Below are 19,346 nucleotides of genomic sequence, written 5' to 3'. Positions count from 1 at the left end.
GGTCACTCCTTATTGGACAAAAATGAGTTTGTGTTCACTTTCTATGAATATTGTTTGTTCAAAGGTTGTTTTCCCTGCGTCTACGATAGATACCCTATGGGTTCCCGCATCGAGCTTTAACTGGTTTGGCTCTTCATAATCAGCCGCCCTGCCCATCTTGATTCCATCCACATAGAGGTCCGCCAACTTATTACTACCGCTTACCGAGATGCTCGGCCTCGTGTCTACAGAGCGTACCGTGGTTATCGGCATTGCGCAGCCGGCAAAGAAAGTGATGCAAATCATAAGCATAAAAATTTTCATTATTTTATCTCCTCGACATATACGTTCTTGATAGCCGCGGGATTAATATTACCGGTTAAAACCTCGCATACCGAGCCCTCATTGTTTTCATTGTCACCAAAGAATGCCGTCACTTTAACTGTGGCAACTTTTTTGGAGGGCAGATTTATAACAAATCCTGATTGCTTGCTTTTTACAATCGCCCCCTTCTCCATTACCTGAAGTAAATCACCGACCTTCAGTCCCTGTTCTTTCCCGCCGCTGATAAAAACCTGTCCTCCCTGTTCCTCCAACACATCAGTTTTCCACGGGCGCTCATCGAGGGAAGACACCAGCTTGTCAATCATGTCCGAAATGGCAGCAGAGATGGCCCGGTCATTGAGTGTGGCATCATAATCAGCCTGGCTGCCGTAACCAGCTATTTCACCAGATTCAGTATTTGCTTCACCAGCTCCAGTAGCGGAAAAGAAAGCCTGTCCTGTTTTCACGTCCACAATACGTGCATCAACCTTGGCTCTGGCGGTTTGCACCTTCGTGCTGCTTAAAAATCCTGATTTACCAGTAATAGACCTGCCGAATTCAGTCACAGAACCTATTATCAGCGCATCCACACCGATCAATCCAGCGTCACCGGATATAGACTGTTCTTTAATAACCTTGTTCAAATCAGTGCGTTCAAATACAACAAATTTATTGGATTTAATAAGCTTACTGGCAAGCATGTCTGATGCCTGCTTACCAATCCGGTCATAGTCTTGATCTGTCATCAAAGCGCGACCGTAATTTGATTCGTTAGAGAAACGAGCAATTGCAATTTTCCTTTTGTAGCGCTTGGCAGCGGGCATTTGAATGTTTATTTGGGCTTGCTGCAACACTGCTTTAGATGCTGGCGGTTCAACATTAACGGGGCTTTCTGAAACGGTAGCGCAACCTGCCAATAAGCTTGCTCCCAATACAAACATGGAATAACAGCTGTTTTTCATCAATCCCTCCTTTGTGATGATTACGCATTGAATGTCTTAATAAAGAAGGTTGTGGCTTGCATTTTCCCACAAAATGGAATGTAGCTCGTCTGTCCTTGGCTTTCTACACCCAAGACAAATTAAATTCAATGCAATTTCAAGATGTTAATAAAATTAACACAACGGAGGCGCTTCTGCATATGATTGAAATTATGCAAAAAAATGCAGTCGAGACACACGTAGTGCTTACTAAATGTATCATTATGATACAAAAATAAATTGATAAATGGGCACTCGAGGACACATAGCCAAATACTTAAAGGAGCTTGCGGTGGTGCGGGGGGGACTCCCGCCACAACGGGAGATTGCTTTTTACCTCGGTGTCAGCGGTACTCTTTGTTAGAAAACCTAATAAGTCTTGTCCGGTTTTTTTTACTCACCTTTTGCCTTTTGTTCGGCAAGCTGCTCTTTGAGCACTTTCACGGCCTCCGCGCTGGCCGCGAGCTTGCGATCGGCCGCGGCCAGATCCTTTCCGAGCTCCTCGTTCTTGTCCATCATACTAAACATCTGCTCCTTCAGCCGAATCTTTTCTTTCTCGAGGGCTTTCAGGCCTATCACTGCTTCCGTTTTCAGCTCCATCATTTCAGACAGCCGCTGGTTCAGGGCAGAGTCATTCTCCTGCATATACTCGATTCGTGATTGCAAGACAGCCGCGAGCTTTTCGGACTCTACGACGCGGGCTTTGGCTACATCAGCATCAGCTTGGGCCAGGGTGACGAGCTCTTCCATATCATCAAGTTTACTGTTGGCGGCCGCCAGTTCGCGCTCCAACGATTCCACCCGCACTTTGTTCGCTGAGCGCTCAGCGGAAAACTCAGCCTGTGCATGTGCCTTGGCTGCCGCCATGATGGCCTCGATGTTGATGATTTTCTCCAGGTCGAGGGTAAACCCCTTGGCTTGGCCTGACCGCTTCTGACTCTGCTTTTCATGCCATTCCCGCAGGCCTGCACCAATTGTCGAGTAGCTGCCGCCCCCCAGGGCTTTCCTGACGGCCTCCTGAGTGGGGGCCTCTCCACGCTTGTGCAGCACTTCTGCCGTCCGGATAACATCTTCTCTCTTGAGTGCCATAGTCAACCTCGTGTAAATTAATTGTATTTGTATTTTATAAAATACATAATACAAATACAGTCAAGAAAATAATACGTGGGGCTAAGTAATCGGTCTATATCCGATAACTAAATTGTGACGTCAGGCAGGCCTGGCCCCAGTGAGGTTTTCGGGGAATGGTGGGGGGAGTGTTAGATTTATCCGTATGAGCTTGCCTTCGGGCCGGGCGGCAAACCCGTTCTGATAGAAGGACGACCTTTTGTGGCTGTGAAACACCACATTGACGAGCCGGAAGGTAGATCTTGGGACAGCTCATACGCCCAATAACTGCCATCCTCGCAGCAGGTTTCATATGCTTCCACGGCTCTTAACCCCAGGGATACTCCTAGTCCTCGGAATCTGGATTGTCCTGATGATGATCTGGGTAGGGCTCATGGGGGTGCGAAAGACGGAACGTGGGTGGACAGATATTGTGATGTGCGGACAAAGATACCTACAAGCAGCTTTTCTCTGGCCAGGGTGTGATCATTGCCAATACAAGCACCAAGTTGTGCCCCAAGGGCGCTGCATCGCCGGCGGAACTGAAATGCGGTGCCGTAGTGATCGGCGGGCGGCGCTGGGAGTCGGGCCGCTCAACTGGGAGATCGATTACATCTGTGACCGCCTGATCGAGGTCGCGTGGAGCTATTCCAGTCTACCATCGCTCAGCATTGGTCATCCGCTGTTTAGACATTTACAGGAATACGTTCGTGACCACATGCTTACTCATAGGAATTTACCCCGTAAAGAGGACCCCGGCAATCGCCGCATTGAGGAGATTGGCCAATGTTGCGGCAAGAACGCAGCGGAGGCCGAGACGGGCCACATCCGCCCGGCGCGACGGGGCCAGCTCGCCAAGCCCGCCGATCTGGATGCCGACCGAAGAAAAGTTCGCAAACCCGGTCAAGGCAAAGCAAGCCAGCATGAAGCCTTTCGGCGACAGCGTCGTGCCTTGCAACCCGGCAAACCCAACAACCTCGTTAAAGGCGGTTTTCTGCCCGAGCAGCTTGGCGAAGCCCAGCACATCCGTCGACGGCACGCCGACGATGTACGCGGCCGGGGCAAAGATCCAACTCAACGCCGTTTCCAGGTCAGAGCCATTATTACTCACCGTCACGATCAGCCAGTTTATCAGATGGATCAACGGGATGAAGGCCAGGAGCATGACCGAGATGGCGACGACCACTTTCCAGCCGTCCATGGCCCCGCGCCCCACCGCATCGAGAATGTTGATCCCGGCACGGTATTCCGTATGGGTGAACGGCTCGGCGGTGGCCGCCTCCCCCCGTTCCGGGACAAGAAGCTTGGCAAAGACCACCGCCGCAGGTGCTGCCATGATATTCGCGGCCAGGACGTAGTCCATCCTGGCCCCCATGCCGGCATATACCAGCGGCATGCCCGCCCCGACCGTGGACATGCCGACCACCATGATCTGGAACAGTTGCGCTTCTGTTAAGTTCTTGAGGTACGGCGCAATGGTCATGGCCCCCTGCACCTGGCCGACGAAGATATTGCTGGCCGCAACCGTCGCTTCGGGGCCGGTGAGTCCGAACAGCCGCTTGAATACCCATGACATGGCGCGAACGACGCGCTGCATGACACCGCAGTAGTACAGAATATTGATCAGGGCTCCGAAAAAGACGATCTGCACCAGGGCGTTGAGGACAAACACATACGGCGTCCCCCTGAATCCTGGCACCTCCCTGAAACCGCCGAAGAGCGGTCCAAAGACGAACTTCGTGCCTTCGTCGGCAAACGCCATGATCTTCAGCAGACCGGCGCTCAACGCCTCAAAAGAAGCTTTGCCCACGGGCGTCTTCAAAACCAGGAATGCAAAAAAAATATTGAAAGCCAAAGCATAGCCCACCGGCTTCCAGCGGATATCCTTCCGAGAACCGGATAAAATCACGGCGAGCGAGAGCAGCGCGACAACACCCAAAGCGCCGCGTACAACGTGTTCGGTCACAACATCCCCCCAGTATAGTTCAGTGATCCCCAAGGCAACTCATCAATGTGTTATAGGTACAACCGAGCGCTTCGGCCAGCTTGGTGGGCTGGATATGCGCCCTGCCGCCGAGAGAGGCTACAACGTGGCGCACAAAGGCCGGTTGCAGCTTTTTAAGATTGATCTGCCGCTCCTTCAATTCCTCCATGCTGGAAAACGGCGGCAAGAACCGCTGCCATTCGTCAGTACCACCGCTCTCACCGGTCCCGATCGGCATGCCCACCTGCCGCACCTTCGCCGCAAGCTCCTCGAAGATGTCGTCCCCCAAAATGACGAACCGTTTTATCAGCGTCGACAGTTCGCGCATATTGCCGGGCCAGCCATACTCGGAGATACAGGCTGCGTGTTGTTGTTCGGACAACTGCCGCCACACCCCGCGAACAATGTCGGGGGTAAGAATAGACTGACCTTTTTCGGTAATCACCGGCCGCCACATGAGGCGGTAGGCAAGGTTGCAGGCGATGTTCATGATGTCCCGCCCCTTTAACTCCCGCAGTGGGACGGTATGAAGCTCCACATCGGCAACGCGGTAATAGAGGTCCTGACGCAGGGACTCCATGCGCTTTGGTTGCGCGGCCGAAACAACGCGGACGCTGGCGCGTAGGGTTTTGTTCCCGCCAAGGCGGGTATAGGTCCCATCCTGCAAAAAACGGAGCAGTTTTGCCTGGACGCGCGGGGCCATTTCCGGCAATTCATCGAGAAACAGCGTGCCGCCGTCCGCCTCTTCCACCAGCCCCTTCTTTGACCGCTTCGCATCGGTGTACGCGCCCTGTTCGTGTCCGAACAGTTCCGACTCAAGACGTTCCCCCTCGAAAAAGGCGCAGTTCAGTGCGAGGAATGGTTGGTCGTGGCGCATGCTGAAGTCGTGTAGATACCAGGCCAGCGACTCCTTCCCGGTCCCGGTCTCGCCAACGATCAGCGTATTCAGACCGGAGCGCCCTATCTGCACGGCCCGCTCGCGCAATAGGTCGATGGCATTCGGATCTGTTTTGCGAACATCCGCAAAATTCCCCCCGGCCATGTCCGGTTCGCCACGCTCGTAGAACATTTGCGAACGAGCAATCTCCGCCTCCGAAAGCCGGCCATGCCGAAGTTTCCTGATAATCTCCTCATACCCAATGGCCGGCCACTCTCCGGCAATGAGCGTCCTCATCAGCCGATATTGAATCCAGCGCCGTTCCTGTAGCGTAACGCCATACTCTGGGATTTCCACCGTACCCGATTCCTGCCGCGGTACCTCGTAACCGTTTACCTCATGGGGCAGACCAAGCCGCTTGGCCCATGCGCCGACTTCGGGGGAATGCTGTGAATATGAAACCGTGATCCGTGAACCTTGTTCCGGCGGAATAGCTGAAAATATTCTGCCAGCCTGGGCAAGCATCTTATGGTCTGCGTTAATAAAGACAACCAGCCCCCTGTCGGCTGGCCCCATCTCGGAGACAAGCCCCTTCAGCTTTTCTATGATATCCCCTGGATAGATGTGCTGTATTTGCAGGGCACACTGTTTTTGTTTTCTCGCCTCGTGGAGCGCACGCGACAAAGACTGTTCCCACAACCCGCAATAAATGTGCAACGTCGCCATTATTCGCCCCAAACCCCTCAATCTGGTCTCGGTATTTCAAAAAATAATATTATATATTTCAAAAAATAACATTTAATTTTTTAACCGACAATTCAATTTTATCATAAACAAATATAAGTACATGATAATATTGTATTTATTTATTTAATGAAAAATTGGCACAAAACGAGCTAATCAAACCAAAAGTATACATATTCGCGGCCATTTTCCTAATTCTGGTTTATGGCTACTTCCACGGTTTTACCTATACTTTCTCGATGGAACATAATGAAAAACATCATTCAGACACATGAAATAGGAACAAAGATCAGGGCCTTCCGGCAGAATGCCGGCATGAGTCAGGAGAAACTTGCAGAGATACTGGGAGTTACACCCCAGCAAGTTCAGAAATACGAAGCCGCCAAGACGAGAATCACAACAGACAGGATTCAGCAGATCGCGAACGCCTTGCGGGTGCATGTTTCACATTTCTTCCGCAATCGCGCTGCCGAACTGACACTGAACGAATCGGAAACCGCTTTCGTGCTGAAGCTGCGGGGAATAAAGGATAGCAACGTCCACGCCAGCCTCAAAACGATCCTGGATCGACTGGTAAAATGATGATTTTTCGGACCAAAATCGAAAGCCATACAAAAATAGCGTTACAACCAACTGCACTTACACCACAAAAACACGAGGGGGATTTGATGTACCGACTTAACGTAACACGCAAAGGTATCGTTTTGGCTGCTGTGATTATGACGTTTTTAACAGGATGTGCTCACAAAAATCTGGATGTGAACACCCAGACAAACGGGACGATTTTTCTGAATGCGGACGTACTGTCCCAAGGAAAGCCGATCTATCTTCTCGTACGGGACCAGACATCGGCCAAGTCGGGCGGACAGAGCCTGGAATCGCTCGTTGTCCAGAAACTCCAGGCCAAAGGCTACCAAGTTACCAAAAACGCCAAGGCTGCCGCCTATAGGATGCAGGCCAACTTCCTGTATATGGATAGGGCCCGCGACACCATGACCTCCGAAGGCGCTTTGGCCGGCGGTTTTGGCGGCGCAGTGGTCGGCGGCGCGGCGACCGGCAGCGCCACCGGAGCTGCGGTAGGAAGCAGCATCAGTTCCTTTGCCGGTAGCATCGCCGGGTCCATGATGGGCATCGACACTTGGTACGGCATCGTAGATATCCAGATCGAAGAGCCGCTGCCCCACGCGGTGAAGAAAAAAACGAGATCAGTAACTGGCCAGGGGAGCGTGTCTGGCGGGGGTCAAGCTCAAGCGAAGTCCCGTCGCGACGGCAACTCCTCAAAGAGCGAATGGAACGGGTCGGCCACATCCCAGGGGACGGGCGAGGTCAGCACCATGGAATACGAGGAGAGCGCAACACACAAGAAGATGCAGATGCGTGTCGTATCTGAGGCCAAACAGACTGACATCGATGTACGCGCCGCTGAAAAGGAAATCAAGGATCAGTTGTCCAACGCTATCGCAAATTTCTTTTAAGGACGGCAACAACCGGGAGTAAGAGCAGCTTATTGTTAATTCCACAATTTATGGATAGCCCCTGTGGGCTGTAATCTGCGCACACAAAAAATCAAGTGAAAAGAATGAAGGAATTACTCATGGGAAAACAAGGCAGCAAATTTTGATAGCGGATTTGCCAGTAGCGGTCGGGATTAGCACTCTTTTCGGTTGTGCCGGCAATCGTTGGCAAAAAGCGAAAAAATACTAACATGGAATGTTCCTGTTGGATTAACACGGGCCTCAGCAATCTGAAGAATGTCATCACCGGGATATACCACGCTTTTAACTTCGGAAAGTGTGCCCACCGTTAACTTGCTAAATTTCACGGTGCTTTGATCTGCCCAGCATGTTTCAAGTGGCACAACAAGGCAACTATCAAAGCAGTCTGAGTACCGGGACCAAATTACGTTCAGCGTATGATTGGCGCTGATCAGGAAATATTATGAGACATCGAAAAGGTTCTATTCCGGCAAAAACCCGATTGACCCGCAATCAGACATAGGCGAACTGTAATATGAGTACACATATTTAACCCAGAAATGCCCTGAATGTCCATTATCGCAGACTAATTTAGGTGGCACGCAGTTTGAGTTGGAATAACAAATTCCTAAATAGATCGAGAGAAAGGGAAAATAATGGCGAATGAATTGGATGAACTGACGGGTCAAGTCAATGGCGAGGGCCGAGATGTTAATGTAATTTACAAGCAAATTAGGGTGGAAGTTGGTACAGACTCAAAGATATTTGAAGTTGCTCTTTGGACTGTGGGGCCAATTATTGGATTATTTCTTCTACTCACCAGCTTTCTTCCTAGATCGGAAGCGATCATTTTTATTGTTTTGGGGATATTGCCTGGTGTAATTTTTATATTCATGAAGGTCAATGCATTGGCATATTTACGCAAACTTGAACAAAGAATTCAAGCTGATGCTTCGCAAATTGACAATTACCTAGAACAAAGAGTGATGATTTTACAAAATGTGGTTGGATTGATTGAAAAGTCCATTGATCTTGATAAAGATGTCATGAAAACTGTAGCAGCCTATCGCGGAGGGCAAAGCCCCGCATCAGATTTGCAACGGAATGAAACTTCAGGGCAGCTTGATGGAGTTTTTTCACGAATTAATGTTGCGTTTGAGTCATATCCTGATCTTAAAGCCCAAGCCGTATTAGCCGATGCAATGCGCCAAAACAGCTATCTCCAAAAGGAAATCACGGCAGCCCGAACGCTTTATAACGATACCTTGTCAATTTGGAATCAAGATATTTTTGCTTGGCCTACCAAACAGATCGTTGCAGCCAAAGCAGGTTACACCACCCGGATTCCATTTACTGCCTCTACTGAAACCAAGGTAACGGCAAGAGGTAAATTCTTTTGATTGAAGATATCCATGAACCCGTTGAAAACTATAAATCATTTTTCAGAGATGCCCACGCACACAATACCTCAGGATTTTTCGAAGATTTAGTTAATAAATCGGGTGTTGACGAAACCGCTAACATTCAAACCGTCAAGGAATTAAGAACCCTTGAACAAAAAGTTACCAATGAAAACTCTCATAGCAGGAACTGGAGAATACTACGCGGTGTAACCATTGCATTATTTGTGATTGGTATTTGTGTTATTTTAAATCAATATTCTAAATGGTGGATAATTGGGCTTGCATTAGTTCTTGGACTGCCCATCTACAAACTAAATAAAATAGTTCATGAAGTCAAAATACGTTTATCGCAACTTGAAATACATCGGGATGACAAGCGTGCTGAAGCTTGGCAACAAATGTCATCTTTAAACAGACTTTATGATTGGGATATTGTGGGCAAGTTAGTAAGGCAAACTGTCCCTCGAATCGAGCTTGACGCCTACTTTACAAACGGACGCTTAGCCGAACTTCATGACACTTTTGGGTTTGATGACCAATTTAATCATAATCAACGTTCAATTATTTTTTCCCATAGCGGTGTTCTCAACGGCAATCCGTTTGTTATGGCCCGTACTCTAGAACACTGGATGGGAGAGAAAACCTATAATGGCTCTCTTAACATTAGTTGGACAGAATCGAAAATTGATTCCAAAGGAAACCGAACTACTGTTACGAGGCATCAAACTTTACATGCTTCAGTTACTAAGCCTTTCCCCAGTTATGGACATCGCACATTCATTATTTACGGCAATGAAGCCGCACCAGATCTTTCGTTTAGTCGCCAACCATCAAACTTATCCAAGTTAGATAATGGTTTTATAAATAATATGCGCAAAAAACGCGCAGAAAAGGCGCTAGAGAAAAAATCCCGCGATTTGAAAGATGGTTTTACTTTAATGTCTAATCGCGAATTTGATACTTTGTTTGGGGCATCTGATCGGGATCATGAAGTTCAATTTAGACTCCTCTTCACACCTTTAGCGCAACAAGAAATGCTCAATATACTCAAAGACAAGGAAATTGGGTATGGGGATGATTTTGTATTTGTGAAGCAACAAATGGTTAATATGGTTGAACCTGATCATATGACTGCAATTGATATCAGCGGCAACCCCGAGTTGTTTCATGCATATGAGTTAACGCATGCACGTAAATTTTTTAACGAGTATCACAATAACTTGTTTAGGTCATTCTACTTTGGTATTGCACCAATTTTGACAATCCCTCTATATCAACAACATCGTTCCAATTCCGATATTTATAAAGATGTTTATGCCAGCAAGTCTTGTTTTTGGGAACATGAAGCCATTGCCAACTATTTTGGCGAAAAAATTTTTCAACATCCACAGTGCATTACTAATAGCATCCTGAAAACGCAAGCAATGACTGAGTCAGATTGCACCCAAACAATCTGCGTCACTGCTTCAGGTTACAGAGGCGAGGATCGTGCGGATTACGTATCGGTACGTGGTGGAGATGGTTATAACCATAAAGTTCGCGTCAATTGGGTTGAATACTTGGATGTACAGCGCGAATCAAATATGGTCGTTAAGGAGAAGACACCTATTCAGCTTGATACAACATCCTCGGACAATACCGATGATGAAAATTGGCAGGAACTCTTTAAAAACAGAGGGATTGACACTAAAAATGTTTTGCTACGCAGATCTATTATGTCTGCATTGTTACCTAATCAATGAGACGTGCCCACGTATATTGATGTCTCAATTAATGTAAACACCAGAGAGGAATATGAATATGTTGAAACGCTTTATGGTTGTTTTAGCCGTATGTGGAGTGTGCCAGAGTGCCTATGGCCTCGAATTTCAGGCTGTAGGCAATGGGGCTTTGGGCGTTGGCGGCGCCGGTGTCGCGAGAACGTCCGGCGCAATGGCGCCGTACTGGAACCCTGCCGGCTTGGCTTTTGCGGATAAAACGGTCTCGGTGTCAGTTGCTGGCGGTGTTGGTTTGATGCCAGGCAAAAAACTTACCGAAGACCTGAGCACTGTAAGCGATGCATATAACGCTTGGAATAAGAACAAGACCAGCAGTAGCGCGGAGCTTTCACTCATTTCGTCGATCAACGGCATCTCAAACACCGACAACCTCTTGGCCACGGCCGATGGTGCCGTCGGAATCCAGATCAAACACTTTGGCTTGGGCGTATTTGGCACCTTCGAAGGTGGAGCCACTCCAACTATCACGCCTATATCGACCAGCCTGCCTCTACCTAATGAAAGCACTTTGAAAACCGATCTTGCACAGAGCAGGGTTAATCCGCGCGGTATTTTACTATTGGAAGCCCCGCTCTCCTACGGGCATGATCTGGACCTTGGCGACTACGGCCATCTCGGACTCGGCCTCACCTTGAAATACCTCTACGGGGAAACGACATCAGCTACCCAGTCAATTTATAATAGCAGCAGCGATTCGATTCTCTCCTCGTCCGACCTGACGAAGCAGCTTTCCAAAAACCGCAGCGGTAAAAGCAATTTCGGCATTGACCTGGGAGCGCTCTGGAAGCCCGGCAAAATGGTGCCGGTCCCGCTAAGTGTCGGCCTTGTGGGCAAAAACCTCAATGCCCCGTCCTTCACCGATAAATCGGGGAACAAAATACCTGTCGATCCCCAGGTCCGGGCCGGCATTGCCATTAGCCCGCTTACCTGGCTAGACCTGACGGGAGACATCGACGTGATAAAGAACACCACTGTCGTTTCCGGCCTCCGCAGTCAGCAACTGGGCGGAGGCGCGGAATTCAAGCCGGTCAGCTCCCTCAAACTGCGTGTTGGCGGCTACACCGATCTCGCTCAATCCACCGGTGCGGTTACCGCTGGTTTCAGCGTGGGAATCCCCTGGATTTACATCGATATCGATGGTGCGTATGGTCTAGGCTCGGTTAAATATGACGGCAAATCATACCCGTCTGAGGCAAAAGTTGAATTCAGCCTCAATTTTGCATACTGATTGAAGCTACGTTAACCAAAACTGGGGAGGAAATTATACATGAAGTTTGCTATTAATATGGCCTGCACCGTGTTGCTGTTGCTAGCCCTGGGCGGCTGTGCCACCGCTCCGGCCGAATACAACAAGGTCTTCGATGCAGAGCACTCGCTCAAACAGAACCAGGCCGAATTCTCACAACCGGCCGACATAATGCTAAAATTGGTCACGCAAACCCTGATTCTGCAAGGGTTCACCGTTGAGAACACCGACGCGAAAGCCGGCATCATAAAAGCAAGCCGCGTTATTCCCGACAAAAACAACAACGAGATAACGTACCAGATCCAACTCACATCCAATCTCACGGAACTTCCCGGACGATCCACGAACGTCACCCTCGCGGCACATCAACAAAGTATTCTGCGCCATGAATCCACTATTTGGTGGCACCTGCTGTGGATCTTCCCGGTTATCCCGATTGGGCATGAATACCAGACTGCAGTGCTTAACGAAGGAAGCATCTCCGATCCCGGTTTCTACGCAGATTTCTTTGCCACATTGAAAACCGTTGAGGCGAAATACGCCGCTGCGGCAAAGGCCGCCGCTGAGAAGGCTGAAGCCGAGCGTATCGCAGCGGAGAAGGCTGCTGCTGCAAAAGCGGAGGCCGACCGCATTGCCGCGGTGAAGGCTGCCGCTGAGAAGGCCGAAGCGGACCGGATAGCGGTAGCAAAAGCCGCCGCTGAAAAGGTCGAGGCCGACCGTATTGCGGCGGAGAAAGCTGCAACTGAAAAGGCCGCTACCGAGAAAGCCGAAGCGGACCGGATAGCGGCGGAAAAGGTTGCTGCCGCAAAAGCCGAGGCCGACCTTATCGCAACGGAGAAGGCACAGGCGAACGCCGATCGCGCCGCCCAAAGCAAGAAGAAAAAAACGAAAAAGAAGATAAAGGCAAAAACCAACGATAGTGCAGCGAGCTAGCTTGTTGGTATTGGGCGCAACATTTTGGCATTTCGGTTATAATCTTACTCAAATCATACTTAATGAATCACCCCGTCGCAAGCAGCGGGGTATCTACAATCCTTAGTAGATGTGTCTTGAATCGCCCCAGGGGCGGGGAATTTGACCCTCTGAGATTAAATATTTCGTGATACCGGCAATCCATCTAAACAAATATATTAGTGTCAATCCCATTCATGCATAAGCTGTTATTTGAGGGGGCAATATGGAAATATTTAGGGGGATAGCAGATAAGGTTAATCATAGTGTGGAGATTAGTGGTACTGGTGGAGACAATGACTCTCAAGTTACGACAACGCATGTTGCAGTTGTAAGGATTGGCAATCGTCATGTTCGTATCAAGTCATCTGAAGCCGTCCTAGTAAATAATGGTGATCGTATTGTTGTCGCTGGGAGTGGTGGTCGTGGTTTATTCAAAGCCTTAGCCTACAGAAATGTAACAACAGGGGCTACTGGCAATGCCGGTCGCATTCCTCCACTGTTTCTTGGCTCTTTATCTATTGGTTTTGGTAGTTATTTCTCTGGACCATTATCTTACATATTAATGCTTATTGGAGCCGGACTAATAGTATATGCAATTCGTATTTTTATGGCGGTTAGTAAATTGAGCTCTACAGTTTGAATGAATTGTAATTCACTTCCAGGAGGCTATTTTGATCAAACAAATCATTGCACTAGTGTTTTCTGTCATGTGTCTTTTTGCTGTTTTCTTGCCTTTGGCACAGGGAGGAAATGGGTTATATGTAAACGTGACCCATATCGGCGGCATTACTTACCTGCTCTATCTTTTGCCGGTGGTGCCGGCGGCTTTATCCCTGATTGCCATATATAAGGGTGAGATACGCTATACAAAGGTATGGATGATTGTTATTGCGGTAGTGGGGTTATGTCTGAGTGGCCTTGCGGTTACTTCGGGCAAAGGCCAGATTGAATACATGGCAAATGCGGTCGGTAATTTGAACAACATGTTTAATGGTTTTCCTGACGGCGGCAATGCCATTGCCGGACAGCAGGCGTCTGTAAAAGTCTCTGTGGGATTAGGTGGAATACTGCTTGTTATTGGGTATCTGGGCATCTTGTTGGGGAGCCTGTTTAAATCCGCAAACAAGGAAGTGACTGCCGCAATTGTGGCAATATGCCTGCTGGCCGTTGGAGGTGTTAGTTACGGTTCAGAAAAAGCCCCTGCTGCTAAAATCCCGGGTGATGGTCAAATGTATTATGGTAATGTCCCATCTTATTATACCCCTCCAAAATACCATGATCTTGCAATGGGCTACTCTGGTAATAATATTCTGGGGATAAATAAGACTGGCAAAAATATTAACGAATGGATATATAGTGAAAAATTTTCATCTCTCTCCAAAATTTCGAGTAACGTTGCTAAGTCTTGCAAAGACAACGGATACAGTATAAGTGTTCCTTCAAACATTAAAATTGAATTTGATAAACCACTAGATAGTGTGTATTTGATAACATACTCATACGAAATAAATTGCTGGTGATCCGTTAGTAATAAACTAATATTGATTAGATCAAGCGGCTTACATACTTTACTTTATAGTGTTTGTAAGCCGCATTTTATCAGTATTTACCTTAAACATAATCGAATAGAATATATTCAGGAGAAAATAATGGATCAAATCAGAATGCGGAGATTCCAGCTTATTTCACTGGTGATGTTGGGAGCTGCTCTGATCGGCTACAAGGGAACCGTGCCTATGGCCTACGCCGATGATGATACCTTCACTAAGATCCAGGAAATGGTCAATGACCTTGGCGGGCCAGCGAAACAAAAAAAGAACAACGGCAAGCGGCTCGCGTGCGTTAACGGAGGGACGAAGCAAATAACAATCAAGTCAAGCAGCGGCGGTACCTCATATAAAGGAGTCTACAAAAATTGCCGCGAGTACGGCCAAACCAGAACTGGTAATGTAGAGATCACCACCGGCGGTGGCGGCGAGGAAGCATTGCGGCCGGCGAAGCCGATAGACAAGGCTTTTGATGTTATGCTGGACGATGATCTGGACAGTCTGGCAAAAATGCTCAAGAAAAACAAAAAACTGGTTAATAAGGCTATTACAGTCGAGAACGTTGGCGGTGGAGAGACCAAAGGCTGGACATTGCTTATGTCGGCAGCGCAGAAAGGCCATTTCGATGCAGTTAAGCTCCTGGTTAAATTCGGGGCAAATATAAATGGTGTGGCAAATAATGGTTCAAGCGCCCTTTGGCTAGCTGCGGATAAAGGGAATACAGATGTGGTCGAATTTCTAATCTCAAAAAAAGCAAATGTCAACGTCCAAGACGAATTTGGGGTGAGTCCATTGAGTGCAGCAGTAATATCGGGCTCTGATGATGTCGTTAATTTGCTAATCCAAGCGAAAGCTGATCTTAATCTCAAACATAGAGACGGCGATACAGCACTGTTTTTCGCCATCGGTGATAAACACACAAATATTGCCCTAGCGTTGATCAAGGCGGGGGCCAACACTAACCTTGTGAATAATTATGGGGCCTCTCCATTAACTCTTGCAGTAGATAGAGATAATGCTGCCATAGTAAAAAAATTACTGGAAGTTGGGGCGAGAGCAAACTTTGGATCAGCATGGGATATCGCTCAAAAGATTGGCGACCAGGAGGTTATCGACCTGTTGACGCAGTACAAGCCCAAAGTCATTTAACTCTCTCCGAATCTGCTTTTTCCACCGGCCCCTTTCGACTCGTCGCGGGAGGGGCTTCGTGTTGTGTTTATATTAGGTCTGCCCTGTCATTTTTATTCTCTGGATATTTGGCGCCTCTATCCCGACATGGAAAACGTCAAGGCCAAGGAATCGGCGCTGCTTTTTGAAGGATTGTGCCATAAAAAACTCTCTATTTGGTTCTGTCGGCGCGTTGATCGTTCCGTTGTAACCACTCTCCCCTTTTCTTCTTTCTCCGGTGCCCCTCCCATTCCCGCTTTGCTGACTAAAATCCAACTGATTCACCATCCACAAAATCAATCGCCTCGGGCCAGGCTGATTCACCATCTCCGTGTTCCTTTATGCATAAAGAGCGCAACTTCTTATCAATATTGAATTGAGTGGGGAAACAATGGCGAGCTTAAATCGTGCAACAATCATCGGTACTCTGGGAAAAGATCCGGAGCTTCGCAGCCACCCCGGCCGGGGTGGCTGTCATAGGATTCAGTATCAACACCAGCGACAAGATCAAGGGCAAGGACGGGACGTGGGAGGAGCGTACGGAGTGGCACCGGGTTACTCTCTGGGTCAAATTTGCGGAGGTCGCTTGGGTTATCTGCCCAAGGGCAAGCTGGTCTACATCGAGGGGCGCCTACAAACCCGCAAATGGCAGGATAACAGCGGTGTGGAACGATTTACGACTAGATCATTGGTGAAAAGATGCAGATGCTGAGTGGTCGTGGTGATGGCGGTGGGAAAGCCGCGGGCGGGGCCAGCGGCGGTCACCCTGCCGGAGGCGGCCGAAAGTGGGACGACGATGACCCATTTGAGAGGAGAGTGTTTTAGCTCAGAGCCCCTCTATTCGCTCCAACTCCGTTGGAGTAGGTCATAAATTTCAATAATTGATATATATAATTTAAAAAAATGATACTTAATGTTGCCTCTATTACCTTAGCAATACGTCAAATATAAATAAAGATTTAATATTATTGATGTTTCTTTGTTGATGAAAAATTGGCACATAATGAGCTAAGCATAACAATGATTGTTTTACTCGTCTATTCCCCTAATTGTAGTTTGTGGCAACTTGTTCAAGTTTCTCTGTTATTTTGAGTGACTACACAATGAGATACATCATCAATACATATTTAATCGAAAGAAAAAATAAAACATTCCGACAAAATACCGGTATGAGCTAGGAAAAACTCTCGGAGTTGATAGGCGTCACGCCTCAGCAGCTTCAAAAATATGAAGCGGCTAAAACAAGAATATGAACCGATAGACTCCAGCAGCTCGCGAACGCGTTAAGTGCCCATGTATCACATATTTCCCACAATCGAACCAATGGACTCATTTTGAATGACTCGGAAGCGGCATTTGTCACGGGACTGAGAGAAGTAAAGGACCGTAATATTCAATTTGCCTCAAAACAATTTTGGATGGATTGATCAAGCGATGAGCTCAAACACTTCTAACGTTACCGCGTCGCAGGTAGGTATCAATTTTTAACCAGTCTTCGGATTGGAAATTCAAATGGAGGTATTTATGAAGAGGATTCTGGCAGGTCTAGCAGTCTGTGCGATGACAGTATTGTACGGATGCGGTGGAGGCGGAACCGCCGCACAAAGTACAGTTTCAGGAACAGCATCACAGGGTGCAGCGCTTGCATCCGGAACAACGGTCACACTCACTGATGCGAAAGGGGCAACGAAGACCGCAAAGGTAGGCGCAAATGGAGCATTTAGCGTTGTTGTCGATGGTCTGACCGCGCCATTTCTCCTTAACGCTGGAACATACTATTCATTTGCCGCAGCTCCGGGTACAACGAACATTAATCCTTTGACTAACCTAAGCATGCAGCTTGCCGAAGGAACCGCGACCGTCACCACAACATTACCGACGAATTTTACTACGCAGTTTGCAGCAGTCGTGGTCAGCTTGAAAGCTGCATTGAGCGGGTTATATCCGGCGTCTGTCACCGCTTCTACCGACTTCCTCAACGGCAACATCTCCATCGGATCAGGTGTCGATAAGGTTTTTGACAACGCTACAATCACCGCACCGGACACAAACGGGAATTACGCCATTTCGATCAGTGGACAAACCGTCGTCAGTGGGACCACCTCCAGCGGCACTGTCACTGCGACTCCAAACGCAACAGCGATTTCAACTGCTACTGCCTCAGTATTTCCGATAGCTTTTACGTCCAGCATGTTTTCCGGGAAAACAACTACGAACCCGACTACCTGGAACGGCTCGGTAGCATTGAACACCAAAGTTTGGCACGCTGACGGCACATGGACTCAAATGACGAGCTTGAACGGTAGCGCTGTAGGCACCGGTTCCGGTACTTGGAGTATCAACTCGAGCGGGCAACTCATTTTCACGACTACCGCCGCAACGTACACTACAACTTTGAACTCACCAACCACGGTAACGCTTGTCAGTTATACCAGCACAGGATTAACAGTGTTTGGGGACGGCGTGCAGATGGTGTTCACTTACGCGAGCGGCTCAGCACCAGTCTTCACGTCCGCAATGTTGAGCGGAAAAACATTTTCAGCGCATGGAGTGCGCGCAGATGGGAGTACCTTCTCAGCAACAGTGACCTATAACGCGGACGGCACGATAACAGGAATGACCGATGGACATTGGAGTATCAATCAGGCAGGCAACTTGGTGTTTAGTTACACCCCCACGGGCGGCGGCACCGAGACAGACACTCTAGCAATTGTGAGCACGAGTGGGATCCAGGGCACCGCCGGGTATGCAATCTACTGCTCGGGTTCATATATAGAGCTAGGTGGCCTATACCCCGGAGAAACGGGCAACTATACGGTTACGGTTGCGCTTCAGTAAATGCAGCGGGTTTACCGCCACCATGTCTGGCGGCACTACAATAACGTTCACAGCGGAATAGAGGATGGTATCCGGTGAACTGATTGTAAGAGGCCGGTGAGGAATCACCGGCCTCTTTTATTTTAGAGGTGCTCTGGTGTGGGTAACTTACTGCCAGCGAATAATGCCGGCACCAGTTTCAATAGTATGCGGAAAATCCCCCAGAAAGTTCATTCCGAGCAGCCCGGTTTCTTCTCCATTGGTTCGGGGCATAATCTGCACATTCAACGATTGTTTCGACTTCGGTCCAACTGTAACCTGATTTACCATGACATTGGCTGTTTGCACAACTCTTCCGTCTGCAAGGGTAGCCATGCCGCCGATGGTTTCAGCTGACTGTATCCCCAGACGCTGGGCCAGAGCTGGCGAAATAGAGGTGGTCGTCGCACCGGTGTCGAGTAGCAACCAGGTAGAAGCCGATCTCCCCCTGTGGGTAAGGGTAACTGGAACCCAAATCTGATTATTTAGCACCTTGACCGCTGTGCGCTGCTGTCCGTACGTCCCGCCAGATACCTGCATTCTCTTCCGGTACTTCTGGGGGACTTTATCCAGGTCGTCCACCATCATAATCATCCCGTTGGTGTCAGTATATTTGTAGATCACCCCGGCTTTTGCCCCCTGGGGCTGATCAGATGGTTTAGCCGGTTCTGGTTGCACAAAAGAACCTTGTTGAGTATCCACCGGCTGTTCTTGGCTCTGTCCAGAAGCCATCTGCTTCCACATGGCGATGATCTGATTGGATTGTTCTTGAGACATCAAGGTCACTTCATCTGGAGGTATCTTGTTGCTACTGATTGACAGGTTGGTCCTGAGGACGGACAAATACACAAACCTGATCGCATAGACCAAAATTATGGCAATGCATATTGCCCTCAAAATCTGTCTAGCTTTACAAAGACTCATT

Annotated in this window: 18 protein-coding genes and 2 pseudogenes; 13 read left to right on the top strand and 7 right to left on the bottom strand. The window is 48.5% G+C overall.

What is annotated here, in order from left to right:
- Window positions 1-9: 9 nt before the first annotated feature.
- The 5 genes from ET418_RS04575 to ET418_RS04555 all read right to left on the bottom strand — a co-directional run bounded on the left by ET418_RS04575 (window position 10) and on the right by ET418_RS04555 (window position 5,977).
- Window positions 10-303, bottom strand: a complete 294-nt coding sequence (locus tag ET418_RS04575; RefSeq protein ID WP_149306391.1) for a hypothetical protein — start codon at window positions 301-303, stop codon at window positions 10-12.
- Window positions 303-1,265, bottom strand: a complete 963-nt coding sequence (locus ET418_RS04570) for a CsgG/HfaB family protein (RefSeq protein WP_218043363.1) — start codon at window positions 1,263-1,265, stop codon at window positions 303-305. The genes ET418_RS04575 and ET418_RS04570 overlap by 1 nt, the downstream gene beginning before the upstream one ends.
- Before the next feature lie 411 nt (window positions 1,266-1,676).
- Entirely contained in the window at window positions 1,677-2,372 is a 696-nt protein-coding gene (locus ET418_RS04565; RefSeq protein ID WP_149306390.1) for a DNA-binding protein, read from the bottom strand.
- 754 nt (window positions 2,373-3,126) lie between these two features.
- Window positions 3,127-4,356 carry a NupC/NupG family nucleoside CNT transporter gene (locus tag ET418_RS04560; RefSeq protein ID WP_188055287.1) on the bottom strand — a complete coding sequence of 410 codons (1,230 nt, stop codon included), beginning with the start codon at window positions 4,354-4,356 and terminating at the stop codon, window positions 3,127-3,129.
- Window positions 4,357-4,375: 19 nt separating this feature from the next.
- On the bottom strand, window positions 4,376-5,977 hold the full coding sequence (locus ET418_RS04555) for a sigma 54-interacting transcriptional regulator (protein ID WP_149306388.1): 1,602 nt from the start codon (window positions 5,975-5,977) through the stop codon (window positions 4,376-4,378).
- A 267-nt stretch (window positions 5,978-6,244) separates the two neighbouring features.
- Here ET418_RS04555 and ET418_RS04550 point away from each other — a divergent pair, with 267 nt between their 5' ends.
- From ET418_RS04550 to ET418_RS04510, 10 genes and pseudogenes are all read left to right on the top strand, one after another.
- Complete coding sequence (locus ET418_RS04550) at window positions 6,245-6,577, top strand: helix-turn-helix domain-containing protein (RefSeq protein ID WP_188055284.1); 333 nt, start codon at window positions 6,245-6,247, stop codon at window positions 6,575-6,577.
- 176 nt (window positions 6,578-6,753) lie between these two features.
- On the top strand, window positions 6,754-7,470 hold the full coding sequence (traT, locus tag ET418_RS04545; RefSeq protein ID WP_188055282.1) for a complement resistance protein TraT: 717 nt from the start codon (window positions 6,754-6,756) through the stop codon (window positions 7,468-7,470).
- A 200-nt stretch (window positions 7,471-7,670) separates the two neighbouring features.
- Window positions 7,671-7,799 (top strand): annotated as a pseudogene (locus ET418_RS18390) (IS1595 family transposase); the annotation flags it as partial.
- 327 nt (window positions 7,800-8,126) lie between these two features.
- Window positions 8,127-8,870 carry a LemA family protein gene (locus tag ET418_RS04540; protein ID WP_149306385.1) on the top strand — a complete coding sequence of 248 codons (744 nt, stop codon included), beginning with the start codon at window positions 8,127-8,129 and terminating at the stop codon, window positions 8,868-8,870.
- Window positions 8,867-10,615 (top strand): MAG1210 family protein, encoded by a 1,749-nt coding sequence (locus ET418_RS04535; RefSeq protein ID WP_149306384.1) that lies wholly within the window; start codon window positions 8,867-8,869, stop codon window positions 10,613-10,615. The genes ET418_RS04540 and ET418_RS04535 overlap by 4 nt, the downstream gene beginning before the upstream one ends.
- 58 nt (window positions 10,616-10,673) lie before the next feature.
- Window positions 10,674-11,879: a conjugal transfer protein TraF gene (traF, locus tag ET418_RS04530; protein WP_188055279.1), complete on the top strand. Its 1,206-nt coding sequence runs from the start codon at window positions 10,674-10,676 to the stop codon at window positions 11,877-11,879.
- A 39-nt stretch (window positions 11,880-11,918) separates the two neighbouring features.
- Complete coding sequence (locus ET418_RS04525; protein ID WP_149306382.1) at window positions 11,919-12,830, top strand: hypothetical protein; 912 nt, start codon at window positions 11,919-11,921, stop codon at window positions 12,828-12,830.
- Window positions 12,831-13,074: 244 nt separating this feature from the next.
- The gene (locus ET418_RS04520; protein WP_149306381.1) at window positions 13,075-13,491 is read left to right on the top strand and encodes a hypothetical protein; all 417 of its coding nucleotides are present in this window, start codon (window positions 13,075-13,077) and stop codon (window positions 13,489-13,491) included.
- 31 nt (window positions 13,492-13,522) lie between these two features.
- The gene (locus ET418_RS04515) at window positions 13,523-14,371 is read left to right on the top strand and encodes a hypothetical protein (RefSeq protein ID WP_149306380.1); all 849 of its coding nucleotides are present in this window, start codon (window positions 13,523-13,525) and stop codon (window positions 14,369-14,371) included.
- 129 nt (window positions 14,372-14,500) lie between these two features.
- Window positions 14,501-15,547, top strand: coding sequence for an ankyrin repeat domain-containing protein (locus ET418_RS04510; RefSeq protein ID WP_149306379.1), 1,047 nt, complete (start codon window positions 14,501-14,503; stop codon window positions 15,545-15,547).
- Between the two features lie 72 nt (window positions 15,548-15,619).
- Here the strand turns inward: ET418_RS04510 and ET418_RS04505 are convergent, their stop codons facing one another.
- Window positions 15,620-15,892, bottom strand: a complete 273-nt coding sequence (locus tag ET418_RS04505) for a hypothetical protein (RefSeq protein WP_149306378.1) — start codon at window positions 15,890-15,892, stop codon at window positions 15,620-15,622.
- Window positions 15,893-15,972: 80 nt separating this feature from the next.
- Between ET418_RS04505 and ET418_RS18710 the strand changes: the two are divergent.
- The 3 genes and pseudogenes from ET418_RS18710 to ET418_RS04495 all read left to right on the top strand — a co-directional run.
- A pseudogene (locus tag ET418_RS18710) lies at window positions 15,973-16,092 on the top strand (hypothetical protein); the annotation flags it as partial.
- Window positions 16,092-16,277, top strand: a complete 186-nt coding sequence (locus tag ET418_RS18705) for a single-stranded DNA-binding protein (RefSeq protein ID WP_476703884.1) — start codon at window positions 16,092-16,094, stop codon at window positions 16,275-16,277. The pseudogene ET418_RS18710 and the gene ET418_RS18705, both read left to right, overlap by 1 nt.
- A gap of 800 nt (window positions 16,278-17,077) precedes the next feature.
- Window positions 17,078-18,403, top strand: a complete 1,326-nt coding sequence (locus tag ET418_RS04495) for a hypothetical protein (RefSeq protein ID WP_149306377.1) — start codon at window positions 17,078-17,080, stop codon at window positions 18,401-18,403.
- 147 nt (window positions 18,404-18,550) lie between these two features.
- Here ET418_RS04495 and ET418_RS04490 read toward each other — a convergent pair whose 3' ends face one another.
- Window positions 18,551-19,345: a retropepsin-like aspartic protease gene (locus ET418_RS04490; protein WP_149306376.1), complete on the bottom strand. Its 795-nt coding sequence runs from the start codon at window positions 19,343-19,345 to the stop codon at window positions 18,551-18,553.
- Between the last annotated feature and the right edge of the window lies 1 nt (window position 19,346).

The sequence above is a fragment of the Oryzomonas rubra genome (assembly GCF_008369015.1).
GTDB classification, from domain to species: domain Bacteria; phylum Desulfobacterota; class Desulfuromonadia; order Geobacterales; family Pseudopelobacteraceae; genus Oryzomonas; species Oryzomonas japonica.
This window is presented reverse-complemented; position numbering and strand designations above follow the sequence as displayed.